Source organism: Cyclobacterium sp. (assembly GCF_014762705.1).
Lineage (GTDB): Bacteria > Bacteroidota > Bacteroidia > Cytophagales > Cyclobacteriaceae > Cyclobacterium.
In genome coordinates, this window is sequence record NZ_JABURL010000070.1 from 40,582 (window position 1) to 54,997 (window position 14,416).

9 protein-coding genes are annotated in these 14,416 nt (G+C 41.5%); 6 read left to right on the plus strand and 3 right to left on the minus strand.

The features are described 5' to 3' along the window. Positions 1 to 52: 52 nt before the first annotated feature. Complete coding sequence (locus tag HUJ21_RS13135; RefSeq protein ID WP_291370508.1) at positions 53 to 1,156, minus strand: SGNH/GDSL hydrolase family protein; 1,104 nt, start codon at positions 1,154 to 1,156, stop codon at positions 53 to 55. A gap of 458 nt (positions 1,157 to 1,614) precedes the next feature. Here HUJ21_RS13135 and HUJ21_RS13140 point away from each other — a divergent pair, with 458 nt between their 5' ends. From HUJ21_RS13140 to HUJ21_RS13160, 5 genes are all read left to right on the plus strand, one after another. Further along, positions 1,615 to 3,027: a sulfatase-like hydrolase/transferase gene (locus tag HUJ21_RS13140; protein ID WP_291370510.1), complete on the plus strand. Its 1,413-nt coding sequence runs from the start codon at positions 1,615 to 1,617 to the stop codon at positions 3,025 to 3,027. Positions 3,028 to 3,321: 294 nt separating this feature from the next. Then, positions 3,322 to 5,157 (plus strand): glutamine--fructose-6-phosphate transaminase (isomerizing), encoded by a 1,836-nt coding sequence (gene glmS, locus HUJ21_RS13145; RefSeq protein ID WP_291370512.1) that lies wholly within the window; start codon positions 3,322 to 3,324, stop codon positions 5,155 to 5,157. Positions 5,158 to 5,177: 20 nt separating this feature from the next. Then, positions 5,178 to 7,379 (plus strand): DUF4954 family protein, encoded by a 2,202-nt coding sequence (locus HUJ21_RS13150; RefSeq protein WP_291370514.1) that lies wholly within the window; start codon positions 5,178 to 5,180, stop codon positions 7,377 to 7,379. 286 nt (positions 7,380 to 7,665) lie between these two features. Continuing rightward, positions 7,666 to 9,636: a hypothetical protein gene (locus HUJ21_RS13155; protein WP_291370516.1), complete on the plus strand. Its 1,971-nt coding sequence runs from the start codon at positions 7,666 to 7,668 to the stop codon at positions 9,634 to 9,636. Between the two features lie 8 nt (positions 9,637 to 9,644). Then, the gene (locus tag HUJ21_RS13160; protein ID WP_291370518.1) at positions 9,645 to 11,318 is read left to right on the plus strand and encodes a hypothetical protein; all 1,674 of its coding nucleotides are present in this window, start codon (positions 9,645 to 9,647) and stop codon (positions 11,316 to 11,318) included. On the opposite strand, the gene HUJ21_RS13165 is transcribed toward HUJ21_RS13160, so the two are convergent. Further along, positions 11,300 to 12,550, minus strand: a complete 1,251-nt coding sequence (locus tag HUJ21_RS13165; RefSeq protein ID WP_291370520.1) for a glycosyltransferase — start codon at positions 12,548 to 12,550, stop codon at positions 11,300 to 11,302. The two genes, HUJ21_RS13160 and HUJ21_RS13165, sit on opposite strands and share 19 nt — an antisense overlap. 224 nt (positions 12,551 to 12,774) lie before the next feature. Here HUJ21_RS13165 and HUJ21_RS13170 point away from each other — a divergent pair, with 224 nt between their 5' ends. Further along, a complete protein-coding gene (locus HUJ21_RS13170; RefSeq protein ID WP_291370522.1) occupies positions 12,775 to 13,362 on the plus strand; it encodes a tRNA-(ms[2]io[6]A)-hydroxylase in 588 nt (195 codons plus the stop codon). On the opposite strand, the gene HUJ21_RS13175 is transcribed toward HUJ21_RS13170, so the two are convergent. Continuing rightward, positions 13,359 to 14,396: a 3-hydroxyacyl-CoA dehydrogenase family protein gene (locus HUJ21_RS13175; protein WP_291370524.1), complete on the minus strand. Its 1,038-nt coding sequence runs from the start codon at positions 14,394 to 14,396 to the stop codon at positions 13,359 to 13,361. The genes HUJ21_RS13170 and HUJ21_RS13175 overlap by 4 nt on opposite strands. Positions 14,397 to 14,416 lie beyond the last annotated feature (20 nt).

Genomic DNA, 14,416 nt, shown 5'->3' on the forward strand with positions numbered 1-14,416 from the left:
TTTATAATAAATGAAATAGACAATTTGGGATATTGTGATTTTTTTCGTGACATTACTTGTTTAAAATTTCTTTAATCAGGGCAGTGTACCCCCTTGCATATTGGTCCATTCCCAGATCAGAAGGATGAGTTCCATCCACAGTGGCATCCATGCTCAATCCAATTCCATCCCTGCTCAAATAATAAAGCTCTTCGACACCTCCAGCTACCAACTGTTCGTAGGCTTGTCTCGACCAAAGATTTCTAAGTTGATAGGCTTCTTCCCTATCTTTATTAATCAGGTCATCGGTGTAGCCTGCATGGTCAACCAAAAGGATGGGAGTATCGGGTCTTTTTTCCTTCAAATAATTTACAGCAGAAACAATTCTCTCTTTTACTACCTTTTCATCGAAAGAATCGCGCACCAAATTCGGCAAGCAATCCAATATATAGATGCTGCTTTCTATTTTACCCAAATAGGTTATCAATGGATCTTCCAATTGACCATTTCCCGAAAAACCCAAATTGATCAGGGGAAGGTTGAGATTCCTTTCCAAAATAGCTGTCCAGGCCATACCTGGTCTGGATGCGCAGGCTCCCTGAGCTATGGAAGTACCATATACCACCAGGGGCAATTCGGCTGGGTCATTTAAAATAAAGTCAAATTCAGCATCATCAGGAAGACCAATTTCCAAAAATAAAACCTCGTTATACAAGGGTAAATAGAGATCAAAATTTCTGTTGCCCTTCAAATCAGCTACAATAGGGAATTCATATTTAATGGTGTCGGCAAAAGAATAGTTTCCTTTTACCCAAATCCATTGGCCTGCATCGGATTTAGTATACAAATCCAAACCACTAACGCCAGTTGCTGGCATATGGGGCATACCATGAGCTCGGGAAACGGTATACCTGATGGTGATTTTTTTTGCATCGGTGGCAAATTTCAATTTAAGGCCGGCCGCGTGCCTGGAAAGCCCCCAAACTGGCCCCCTTACCTCATCCTCCATTGATTCAGGCAATCTGGAAAAAGCTGTCGCTCCTTCCCCCTGCCCGTGAACGATATTTGCATTCCCAGATTTAAGTGGGTTGATCCAATTCAAATGCTCCTGTCCAAAAGAAGCAAAAAGGGGACTTACCAATAAAACAAACGTATAACAAATAGACCTTATTTTCATTGAGCTAATATTATTAAATACACAATTGGGCTAAAATTTAAGATAAAAAGGGGAAAACCCATATTTAATTAAGTAGAATTTCCAGATCATCACCAGATTTCACAAGGGACATGCCGGAAATTCCAAATCACAGGCTTACCAAATGTGGTATTATTCCGATACTCCATTCCCCGCATAACCAATAATTTATTTTCTGCCAGTGATTTCTTTTTTATAAAAAGCTTATATTTAAATTCCGGCTACAGGTTAAATAGTTCAAAACTTGAATTCAAATGAAAATATCCTAACAGGCAATGTTAAAACAGACATCCGGGACGCTAATAACCTTTAAATCAGTATTAATCTGTGTTCCAAGGAAGCATTGTCCTCATTCTGTTGCAAATCCGGTAGTAAGATTAATCAATTGGTTTGCATTACCCAAATTTAAAATATTTACAAAAAAATTCTATTTCTTCCAAATGTTAAAATCACCCAAAACAATAAAAGCAGGACACCAAAAGATGCAGGCAATTTTTACATTTTTCCTTCTAATCGTAACCCTTTCGAACAATCTACATGCCCAGGATAAGCCAAATATACTGGTAATTTTAACGGATGATCAGGGATATAAAGATTTGGGAAGTTATGGTGCTACAGATATACAAACACCAAATTTGGATTTAATTGCGGAAAAAGGAGTAAAATTCACTCAATTTTACGCAGGAGCACCCGTTTGTTCCCCGTCCCGGGCATCTCTGTTGACCGGGAAATACAATTTTAATGCCGGACTTTTTGGAAATGTTGCCCCTCCGCATCGGGATCCGGAAGGGCGCTCAGGGCTGCCAACATCCGAAATCACCATGGCAGAGGTATTTAAAAAAAATGGCTACCGTACCGGCCTTATCGGAAAATGGCACTTGGGACATACTCCTGAAAAGCTTCCCAATGGGCAAGGTTTTGATTATTTTTTCGGCCATCAGCGGGGTTGCATCGACAATTTCTCACACTTCTTTTATTGGAATGGACCCAATTTGCACGATCTTTACCAAAACGAAAAGGAAATCTACAGACCCGGGCAGTTTTTTGGAGACCTGATGGTTTCCGAATTATTAGGTTTCATAAAAGAAAAAGACCCAAAACCATTTTTTGCATTTTGGACAATCAATATGCCCCATTATCCTTATCAGGGTGATCCCAAATGGCTGGAGGAATATTCAGGACTGGAAAGTCCCCGGAAGGAGTATGCTGCTTTCGTTTCTACCATTGATGGGCTGGTTGGTGAAGTGTATGCTTATCTGGCTGCTTCCGGGAAATTGGAAAACACCATTATTGTTTTCCAGTCTGATCACGGACACAGTGTAGAAGAAAGGGCCTTCTTTGGCGGTGGAGATTCCGGGATTTTTAATGGGGCCAAGTTCAGCATGTTGGAAGGAGGGATTCGCGTTCCGGCGATCATCAGTTATCCTGCCAAGCTACCGCAAAATGAAACCCGTGAACAGTGGGCAAGTAGTGTGGATTGGTTGCCAACATTGGCAGAAATGGTGCAAATCCCCCTGGAAAACGAAACACAGATTGATGGAAAAAATTTATTGCCCCTGATATTGAATCAGGAGCTTCCCAGTCCCCATGAAATTATGTACTGGGCTACCGGGTTCCCTGATAATGAGAATCATTCCTGGGCTGTAAGAAAAGGCCCCTGGAAATTATTGGGCAACCCACATGATCCTACAGGAAAACTAAGCTTTGATGAATCCGATAAACTATATTTGGTGAACCTTGATTCCGATGTAACGGAAGCAAATAACCTTTCCGAAAAAAATCCTGCAAAATTAGAGGAATTACACCAGCTCTATAGAAACTGGGTAAACCCCTTTTTATCAGAAAATAGGTAAAATATTTTTAAAATAATAAAAATAAATACTTTCAGCATGCCTCCAGCGATTCTTAAAGGAAAACCATCAATTTACTCTGCAAGATCAATTTTAAAGATTCGACGACTTAAATTCTTAAACTTTTAAATTAACTTTTATCCAAAGCATAAAAATTAGTTTTTTCTCAATAACTTTTATATTTTTTTTAACTAAGATCAACAAATCATGCATTTGTATTTGTTACTTTTTATTTATTAAATTTCGCAATTACATACACCGAAATACTTTTATAAAATAATATTTTGATATTTTCATATGTGTGGTATCGTTGCATACATTGGTTCCCGAGAAGCTTATCCAATCATTCTAAAAGGTCTTCAGAGGCTGGAATACCGGGGTTATGATAGTGCCGGAGTAGCACTACTGGATAAAAAATTGGAAATTTATAAAAAGAAGGGGAAGGTCGCCGAACTCGAAGCTTCCCTGGTAGGAAAAAACCTTCATGCGCAGGCAGGTATAGGACATACCCGATGGGCAACACATGGGGAGCCTTCAGACAGAAATGCCCATCCTCACCGTTCTTCTTCAGGTAAGCTGGCAATGGTACATAACGGGATCATTGAAAATTTTGCCCCTATTAAAAAGGAACTGGTCAGTAAGGGCTATGTTTTTGAAAGTGATACCGATACCGAGGTACTGTTGCATTTTATAGAGGACATTTACAAACATGATGCTAAAAGCCTGGAAGAAGCGGTTAGGATTGCCTTAAAGCGCATTGTAGGTGCCTATGTAATTATTTTGCTCGACCAGGACCATCCAGACACCTTGATTGCCGCAAGAAAGGGCAGTCCTTTGGTAATTGGAATTGGCAAAAATGAGCATTTTTTAGCCTCTGATGCTTCTCCTATTATCGAGTACACCAAGGAGGTCGTCTATATCAATGACTATGAAATGGCCATCGTAAAACCGGATGAACTTATATTGAAAAATCCAGGAAACGAACGGATTACTCCTTTTATTACCAAACTGGACATGGAATTGGCGGCCATAGAAAAAGGGGGGTATGACCATTTCATGTTAAAGGAAATATTCGAGCAGCCTACCGCTGTATTTGATTGTCTTCGGGGAAGATTAGACCCCAAAGCCGGAACCATTAGAATGGGAGGAATAGACAAGCACCTGGACCTGTTGAAGGAGGCCAAACGTATTATCCTGGTGGGTTGCGGCACTTCCTGGCATGCAGGGCTTTTGGCAGAGTATGTTTTTGAGGAGCTTTGCAGAATCCCCGTTGAAGTCGAATATGCTTCGGAATTCAGGTACCGAAACCCGGTGATACACCCAGGGGACGTAATCATTGCCATTTCTCAAAGTGGGGAAACTGCCGATACCCTGGTCGCACTTGAGAATGCAAAAAAACAAGGAGCTTTTATTTTTGGGGTGGTAAACGTGGTAGGATCAAGTATTGCGAGACTTTCTCAGGCAGGTGCTTACACACATGCCGGACCGGAAATCGGCGTAGCATCCACTAAAGCTTTTACAGCCCAGTTGACAGTGCTGTATCTCATCGCCATGAAATTGGGCTTTGCCAAGGGTGCAATAACCAAGGAACGGTACCTGCATTTGATCAATGAACTGGCTTTAATTCCGGAAAAAATTAATGAGGTACTGAGAAAGGCTGATGATATAAAAATCCTAGCAGAAAAATACAAAGATGCCAGAGATTTTCTTTTTCTGGGCAGGGGTTACAATTTCCCCATCGCATTGGAGGGGGCATTAAAGCTAAAGGAAATCAGCTATATCCATGCTGAAGGCTATCCTGCCGCGGAAATGAAACACGGTCCGATAGCATTGGTAGAAGAAGGCCTTCCCATAGTATTTGTTGCCACTAAAGATGCCTATCATGAAAAACTGGTCAGTAATGCGCAGGAAATAAAAGCCAGAAAAGGTAAAGTTTTGGCCATCATCACCGAAAATGACACGATATTCCATGAGATAGCTGATGAAACCATAGCTGTACCTGCTGCTGATGAAATCCTGGCCCCTCTGTTGAGTGTAGTCCCCTTGCAATTATTGGCCTATTACACCGGTTTGGCCAAAGGCCTGGATGTGGATAAACCCAGAAACCTGGCCAAATCCGTCACTGTTGAATAACTTAAATCGGAAATGCAGCCATGAATAAAATTACCCGGCATCCCCTATCCGCCTTAGGCTATCAGTTTATTGATCAAAGATTCTTACCGAAAGGAAAAGACGAATACTATTTAAGAAACAGGCAAAACAGATCAGAAACCAACTTTAGAAACCTTAACGCCCAGGAAATTGAATTACTGGTCCGAAACCGGAACCAATCGGATGATTGGAACAAAATTCTGGTTGCTGATGCATTTAATCCCGATTTGGTAAAGAATTGTAAATTCTTTGGCCTTGTCAGAATTGGGAAATTGGAACCATGTTTCCTGGAATACCATAACCTCCGGATGCCAGTTGGTATTTACAACAGCAATATCATCAGCTGTGATATCGGAGATAACGTTGTCATTGATAATGTGCGCTACCTTTCGCATTATATCCTCGGCAATGAAGTGGTTTTGGTGAACGTCAATGAAATGGCAACAACAAGCCACGCCAAATTTGGTAATGGTATCGTAAAGGAGGGTGAATCAGAAGATGTCAGGATATGGCTGGAGCTTTGTAATGAAAACGGAGGCAGAAGAGTAGCCCCCTTCAGTGGAATGTTGCCTGGGGATGCCTGGCTTTGGTCCAGGTACCGTGCAGACTTGGAATTGCAAAATCAATTTCTTGCCTTTACCCAAAAAGCTTTTGACCATAAAAGGGGGTATTATGGAAAAGTGGGAGACCGCTGTATTATCAAAAACACACTGATTATCAAAGATGTGTGGATTGGTTCTGATGCCTATATCAAAGGGGCCAACAAACTGAAAAACCTGACCATCCACTCCACGCCCGATTCTGGTACTCAAATTGGTGAGGGCTGCGAATTGGTAAACGGTATTGTCAGCGAAGGCTGCACGGTCTTTTATGGTGTTAAGGCCGTCAGGTTTTTAATGGCCTCCCACTCTCAACTGAAGTACGGCGCCCGTTTGATCAACAGTTACCTGGGCTCCAATGCCACCATTTCCTGTTGTGAAGTATTGAATTCCCTGATTTTTCCAGCCCATGAGCAACACCACAATAATTCCTTTCTTTGTGCGGCATTGATTCAGGGCCAAAGCAACATGGCTGCGGGGGCGACAGTGGGTTCTAACCATAACTCCAGAGGTGCTGATGGGGAACTTATCGCAGGAAGAGGATTTTGGCCGGGATTGTGTGTCAGCCTGAAGCACAATTCCCGATTTGCGACTTTCAATCTGATCACCAAGGGAGATTACCCGGCAGAAATGGACATTCCCCTGCCATTTTCACTGATGAGTAATGATGTGCACAGGGATGAATTGATTGTAATGCCTGCCTACTGGTTTCAATATAACATGTATGCACTGGCAAGAAACGCCTGGAAATACAAAGATCGGGACAAGCGGATCGACCAAATACAAAAATTGGAGTTTCATTTTTTAGGCCCCGACAGCATGATGGAAGTGCTACTTGGTATTTCTATACTTGAGGATTTGTGCGGACAATCTTATTTCAGGCAATATCCCCCAGATAAAGCGCCTACCAATGAATCGATTCGAAAAAAAGGAAGAGAATTATTGATCACGGAAGATCCAGTGGTTGATCGGTTAAATATTTTTGCCAAGGGATGGGAAAACAGCAGCAGAAAGGTGCGGGTAATCAAAGTGATGAGTGCCTATAGGATCTACAGCCAACTGCTTCAATATTATCCCGTTCATTGCCTGCTTGAATACAGGAACCAAGGGCAATACCCAAATTTCAGCGATATTTTGGCTTTATTATCAAAAAGCGGAGCTCCCGAAACATGGGTAAACATGGGTGGACAAATGATCCAGCAAACCGATCTGGATAAACTTGTGTCCGCAATAAAAAAAGGAGAAATCAGCAGCTGGTCAAAATTGCACAAATCCTATCAAAAACTGGGACAGGAATATGGGAAACTAAAGACCATACATGCCTTTTCAATGTTTCTTAAATATGATGGATCCAAAGATTTTACCATTGATCACCTGAAAAAATTACTCGTTTCAGCAAAATCCTTTAGGTCTTGGCTGTCTGAACAAACCCTGGTATCGAGAAAAAAGGACTATGACAACAAATTCAGAAACATGGTCTATAATGATCTTGAGGAAAGAGATATGGTATTGGGAGCCCTTGATGACAATAGTTTCATCGCCGCTGACCGGGAAGACTGCCACACTTTTAATAAACACATCGACTCCTGGCTAGCCTCTCTTTGAACTAATAAACCAATGGTGATTCCCTGGGTTTTGGGAAGTCTTCATTTCTTTTTCATAAAACAGGTAATACTAAGGATTTTCCATTTTGGATGCAATCAAAGTGAAATCGTATGTGTCAATTTGTGGCTGCACCAATAAAAACCACCGAAAATAATTGATGGAAAAGAATCCTTAAGAAGAATTTATTTTTAACCCTTTTTGGACCAAATCCCCAATGATTTTTTATTTGATCAAATTATGCTAAATTAAGGTGTTTTGGATGGTGGTTTAAATAAAACAGATAGTTATGCCTGAAAAATACGCATTAACCTTAACGCTTACTTTGGTATTCCATTTAATGGTATATGCTGCCGGTAATACACAGCCATGCCCGGAATCATTCATTACCAGTGGTATGCCTGCCAACTATGTGGAAATAATTTCTCCTGAAAAAACAGTTCAGATTCCTCTTAATCATGTCAGGGTTTTTCCAGGGGGAAAAGAGCGGATATATATTTTATTACCGGATATATTGACATCGCTATCAACCCCCATCATCCGCTGGAATGAATTGGTACTTAAAAAACCGTTAAATTCCGATGAAAACTGGGCAGGAACCATTGACAGGAAAAGTTTTTACCCTACCCCTTGTATTCCTTTATTGAAAGACGGTAACTTTTCTTCTGCGGAATCAAATGAAGGGTTCACTTACGAAACAACAAATAATAAAGTAAGTGTGAAGGGAAATATTTCCTTTGCTCAAACTTCAGGAATACAACTGGTAATTCACTTGAATATCGATCAGCAGGATATTCCAATGCCATTGATTAATGATCTTGATGGTGAAATTTTCACCAGAAATGGAGCCATTCCTATTTCATCAGGAGAAATTAGTTATATACCCAGTTCAGAAGTTTTAAAAGGTTCCGGATTGGCTGAAGGTACTGCCATGAACCAAAGTTTCGAATTTCTTATTCCTGATTATCGGGGAGAACCTGGAATATTTGCTGTCAATGAAGGGGACAACCGGCAGGATGTTTTTTATATTTATAAAATAGAAGGAAAGCCTGAGGAAACCCTGACCATAAGCAAATATGCATTAAAACCGGAAAACCTAGTAACCAAATCTTTTTTTAAAATCAACCCATTTGACATGGATTTATTGAATCCCGATGAATTGATTCCGGTAGCAAACTACCATAGCCAGTCAATATTGATTGATCCAAAACCCTCCCCAACCTTTTTACCCTTGACGAATAATGCTTTTGAAGGCAATTCACCAACTTTTGTACAATTGAAGAATTTGACTTTACCTGTGAAATTGGGTCAAGTACCCTGGGAAAAAAACTTCACTTTTTCATTCGAAAACTTACCCATTTGGAATATTGATTTTCAGGAGGAAAGCGATAGTGACGGTTTGAAAAAGATCGCTGTCAGGTATAAACCTCCGGGAAATCCTGATGAACAGCCAGCATTAGCAGAGAGACTCACCTACAAGCAGGTGGAGCAAATAAATGCTGGTTTCATGGAAATATTTAAATCTTTTGATGAAACCAGCGATACGGTAAAACTCAAGACCGGGATTTTACAATTATTTGAAAACAACAATCTAAAAACAGAGGCAAAGATCTCAGACAATTTTGAGCCATTTTTAGTCACTACCATTAGTGGTTTTAGGGAGGCGGAAAAATATGCCCTTTCTTCAGGATCTGGAGATTTTAATCCTTCTATGAATACTGAGGGGCTGGAATTACTTCCTGTTGAATTAATTCTGAAAAACGAAAATGGATTTCCGGAATCCAGGTCTTTTGATTTCCATAACACTGCCATATCAGTAACCTATGAAGGCGACAGCATCGCCATTACTGCCTCAAATGAAACACAGGGACTGCAAAAATTAATGGTGCCCAATTCAGGGTTGTTTGATATTTATCAATTTTATGGTATACTGAGCCAACTTCCCCTGGAAGATGGGTATAAAACTGATTTGGCTTTTTTTGATGTAAGCCCTAAAATGGTACTGAATATTGGACAGGATTCAAATCGGGAAAGGCTTCTCATCAGACCTGTTTACATACATGCCTCCGTTGAAGTTCAGGAAAGCCTGACCTACCAGGGCCAGGCGGCTTATAAACTTAAAGTTCAATTCAATGGCTTGAACAACCCTTTATTTGCCGAAAGCTATGAAGAAAATTTCACGGGCACCTATTTTGTAAGCCAAACATCACCACATCAAGTTATCAGGGCCTCCTTTGAAGAAGGTTTGGTCCTTCAATAGCCCATAAAATGAAAAATGATTTAGATTCAACTTCGCTCCATCAATTGTTATTCCTCATCATCCTTGCTGTAAGTGTGTGTCTGAGTGCTTGTAAAGAGAAAATTCCTTCCCCTACAGAAGAAGAAGTATCTCAGGCCATGGAGAATGGATATCTGGCACATGAAGGATATAGCCGTTCCTTGAAATTTGTTGATGATTGGCTCAAACATGCTGATCCTGAAACCGGTCTTATACCCCGAAACCTGGGTGATAGCAAAGACATTTGGAATGCTAAAGATGCAGCGGCAGACAATTATCCATTTATGGTAATGACAGCAGCCATTTTGGACAGCAACTTGTACCAGGGCAAAATGATGCAAATCCTTGAAAAAGAAAAAAATCTATCCAATAGACTGGACCGGCTTCCAGACACTTACTCATTTTCAAAACAAGGATTTGAACAAGAAATCCTGAACAAAGATGAGATCATATTTGGGGCATCAGAATATGTAAAAGACGGATTATTGCCTCTTACAGAATACATTGGGCAAACGGCCTGGTCAGAAAGGATGATCGAGCTTGTGGATGACATTTGGAAGCATGCCGAATATGAAACACCATATGGGTTACTCCCCTCCTTGAATGTGGAAGTAAACGGGGAATTGTTACAGGTTCTTTCCCGGGTCTACTGGATGACTGGAGAAAAAAAATACCTGGACTGGGCCATCCGTCTTGGTGATTATTATTTGCTGGGTGAGCAGCACCCTACAGATGACTTCGAAGTGTTACGCCTCCGGGATCATGGGTGCGAGATTGTTTCAGGTTTATGTGAATTGTACATTACTACTGCTTTTGCTGCAAAGGAAAAGAAATCAGCTTATCAGGATGCCATATACCGCATGTTGGATCGCATATTGGAAGTAGGCACCAATGGCCACGGCCTTTTTTATAATCAAATTAACCCCCAAACCGGAGAAATCCTGGATGAAGGTATTGCAGATACTTTTGGATATACCCTCAATGCCTATTATGGGGTTTATTTGTTGGACCAACATGAAGCTTACAGAAATGCAGTTTTGACAGCATTGGCCAATTTGGATCAATACGAATATTATGATTGGGAAAGAGGCAGTGCGGATGGATATGCAGATGCTATTGAATCTGCCCTCAACCTGTATAATCGGGAAAACAACAGTGCAACTGCCAATTGGATCGATACCCAAACCCAACACATGTGGTCTCTCCAGGATTCTGCTCACAGAAGTGGGGCCACAGCCTATCAGGGAAATGGAATCATTGAGGGTTGGCATGGAGATGGAAACTTTGCCAGGACCACGCTGATGTATTGTCTCTGGAAAAGCCAGGGCCTGACCGCAAAGCCATGGTCCAGGCAATTATACATGGGTGCCATTCCAAAAGAAAATGGGATCCTTATTACCCTGTTAAGTGAGGAACCCTGGAAAGGTAAAATCAATTTTGATGTACCCAGACACCAAGAGATTTTCCGATTGCCTTTGGACTATCCCAGAATCAATCAATTCCCTGAATGGTTTACCATTTCCCCGGAGAAAAAATACCAGGTCCACTTCCCTTCAGGAGAAACCAGGCAAACCTATAGGGGTAAGGAATTGTTAGAAGGGCTTGAGATTGATTTGGAAGAAAACCAACAGATTTTCTTGCTGATTTACCCCCTGGAAAAATGAAAACTGTCCAGCGCTTTGAAGGCTTCCAGTAAATCTGTCAATTCACCATTTTTGGAATGTCCTGAAAGAAGAAATAGCAGTTCTTTGCCCGCAATTTTAACGGGTAAATTAGGGAAATACCGGTCCCTGAGGTAATGGGTCAGCTTGAGTACCATGAAGCCATCCATCCATTGCCAAAATCTTTTGAAAAAGGCGGCTTTATTGCTGGATTGTCTCCTTATTTCTTCAACCTGACTTTCAAAATTCACTTCTTTCAAAAACTCATGGATGGGATGGGGTAGGTCTAACTCTTCGGCCTTTTGCGAAAAGAATAAAGGCACCTGAATAAAAAATGATTTCATACAGCGATAAATATCAGGATGATAGGTCAATTTTTCCGGATTTGTAGCTGCCAAATATTCCAGTTGAGCTCTGCCTGTCCCAAAGGGTACCCGGTCGGATATCCGACAAGAAGGATAAACCGTACCTGACAAGTAGGTAAACCCATTTACAGGAAGTAACTTGTGCATAAAGTAAAAATCCTCGCCTGCCTTTCTCCTATTCATGCCCCCCGACCTGGCATAAGCTGATGCTTTTACCGCCATACAGGAACCTACCGTGTGGCAGGCAAAGGGATACCCGGCCCATTTCAATCCCTGAATATAACAGCGGAGATGAAGTTCATATTGAATGATTCCCAACTGTAACTGTTGGTCAGTTTCCAGTCGATAAAGATGGTCAAATTGGAAATGGGCCAATTTGATGGCCGGATCGCTGAAACCTCTTTGGGCAGCCTGAAAATAATCAGGAGAAACTTCACAGTCGGCATCCAAACACAGAATAGGCCCATCCTTTCCCAGCATTCCCCAACGCCTCAGGGCCTCATCCATGCCTATTTTCCTCGCCCATCCTGCTCCTGCTTTATTGGCTGCTAGCTTTTCCTCTCGTATGACTTTGATCTGTAAAAATCCCTGTTTGTGCTGGTCTTTCCAGGACTCTATTTGGTCTACCGTTTTTTGATTTGCCTCCAGAACAGATTGACTTGACCCGGCAGCAGCATTGATCACCACTATGATTTCCACAATCCCGTCCGGAGCGTCACATTGATACAGCGACTCTAAAGTTTTCCTTATATCCGGCTCCTTAAAGGAGGGTATAACCACTACCATACACAGGTCAGCTGAAGGACATTCAGGGAAAAAGGGCGGTTTTACCTGAAATCTATGGATATAGGTTTGGATTAATTCCTGCATGGGTTTGGTCATATGCTTAGAGACTTCAAAAATGAAAAAGAAATACTACATTTGCTTTCTTTAATGACTTAAATTCTATTTACCCCTTATGTAACCAGGCATAACGGAAGGGACAGACAAAGGGATGCCCGGATAGGTATCCGGACAACATGCGAAATTCTCCCCGGAGTGTGGAATCAATGCTACGGGGGAAATTATGACAGCTCTACAACAATTATAAACACATGAAATATTCCATAGACCTTACCACTTCTTCTTCCCAAGCCTGGCTGGATGCAGTCATGGGCGATTTTGATGCCTTCCTTCAGGACCATGCGGATTGCGAAAGAAAAGCTTCCGCCATGGCGACTTCATTGATCGCCAAATACCCTGACCGGGAAAAAATCATTCCAGACATGATCGAGACGGCCATAGAGGAACTGGAGCATTTCCAACAGGTATTTGAACTCATGCAGCAAAGAAAAGTGGCATTGAATAAAGAAATGAAGGAGGATCCCTACATCCGGCAATTGATGCCATTAACCCATGGAGGAACTCCCGAAAGCAGGTTTTTATCACGCATGCTTCTGGGATCAATAGTAGAATGCAGGGGCTGTGAAAGGTTCAGAATGATTTCTGAAGCCCAGGAAGATGAAGACCTAAAGAAATTCTACAAAAACCTATGGACCTCAGAAGCCAAACATGGCAACATTTATGTAGAACTGACACTGGAATATTTTGATGAGAAAATCGTTTACGACCGTTTGCAAGAAATGATGGAATTCGAAGGCGGGGTAGTCAAAAAGCTACCCGTTAAGCCAGCCTTACATTAATCTTTCTTATCCTGATTTCCTTTTGGTAGTCCTGACGCTTGTAAAGCCTTTTTCTCCTCCAGTTTTTTATGGATAATATCTGCGGGATATTTCAGGGTAAGTTCTCTGATTTCATAGGAAAACTCGTTATAAAGTTCCTGCCAGATTTCCCTCTCCTCAGGGGTATACTCATAAAATCCATGCCCGTTGAAAATGCCCTTTCCTCCGGCATCTACAATCTCATTGATTACCTTACCCGGAGCCGCATCATTGTTTAGTGTAGGGAACAAGTCTTTCATTACCTCCCTGTAACTCCCAATACCGGTAAAGTCCATCCAGCGAAAAACGCCCATCATGGGCAGAAAATATCCTGCTACATTTCTGCATGCCCTATCCACATCTTCCACGGTAGCATAATCACCATCGACCAGGTACATGGCCTCCCGATACATGGCATACATCAACCTGTTGGCAATAAATCCCGGAAGATCTTTTTTAACCAAAACTGTTTCCTTTTGCCATAAATCTCCCAGGTTATAAAGAAATTGTGCTTTTTCCGGATCACTATTTTCACCACATATCACTTCCAGAAAACGGGTAGTATAGGCAGGTTCCATCCAGTGTAAACCGAAAAACCTACCGGGATTACTGACAAACTGCTGTAATGCAGTAATCGGAATAGCCGAAGTATTGGTTGTTATGAGCGTATCTTTACCTACAATACCGTCCAGTATTTGAAAGATTTCAGATTTTAATTGTTTATCCTCTTTGATGGATTCAATAACAAGCTGACTGTTTTTTAAGGCTTCTAAATCTCCTGAGACAGAAAAGTTTTTAAGATAAGTCTCCGCTTTACCCTGAATCAACCCCTTTTCAGCTGCCAATTTGAAATGATTCCTAACCCTGTGAGCACCAGCTTCCATGGCATCAGGCAGTAGTTCCACGCCCACCACCGGATGCCCCGCCATTAACATACAGGCAGCAATACTACTGCCCATCAACCCAAGACCAATGATGCCAACCTGAAAATTTTCAGGTTTAAACTCTTTTGACATATCTTTTATTTATAAAAGCA

What these genes read in the sequence shown, in the direction of transcription:
- HUJ21_RS13155 (WP_291370516.1), top strand. Translation starts at nt 7,666, where the DNA reads ATGCCTGAAAAATACGCATTAACCTTAACGCTTACTTTGGTATTCCAT.
- HUJ21_RS13175 (WP_291370524.1), bottom strand. Translation starts at nt 14,396, where the DNA reads ATGTCAAAAGAGTTTAAACCTGAAAATTTTCAGGTTGGCATCATTGGT.
- HUJ21_RS13135 (WP_291370508.1), bottom strand. Translation starts at nt 1,156, where the DNA reads ATGAAAATAAGGTCTATTTGTTATACGTTTGTTTTATTGGTAAGTCCC.
- HUJ21_RS13170 (WP_291370522.1), top strand. Translation starts at nt 12,775, where the DNA reads ATGAAATATTCCATAGACCTTACCACTTCTTCTTCCCAAGCCTGGCTG.
- glmS (WP_291370512.1), top strand. Translation starts at nt 3,322, where the DNA reads ATGTGTGGTATCGTTGCATACATTGGTTCCCGAGAAGCTTATCCAATC.
- HUJ21_RS13150 (WP_291370514.1), top strand. Translation starts at nt 5,178, where the DNA reads ATGAATAAAATTACCCGGCATCCCCTATCCGCCTTAGGCTATCAGTTT.
- HUJ21_RS13160 (WP_291370518.1), top strand. Translation starts at nt 9,645, where the DNA reads ATGAAAAATGATTTAGATTCAACTTCGCTCCATCAATTGTTATTCCTC.
- HUJ21_RS13165 (WP_291370520.1), bottom strand. Translation starts at nt 12,550, where the DNA reads ATGCAGGAATTAATCCAAACCTATATCCATAGATTTCAGGTAAAACCG.
- HUJ21_RS13140 (WP_291370510.1), top strand. Translation starts at nt 1,615, where the DNA reads ATGTTAAAATCACCCAAAACAATAAAAGCAGGACACCAAAAGATGCAG.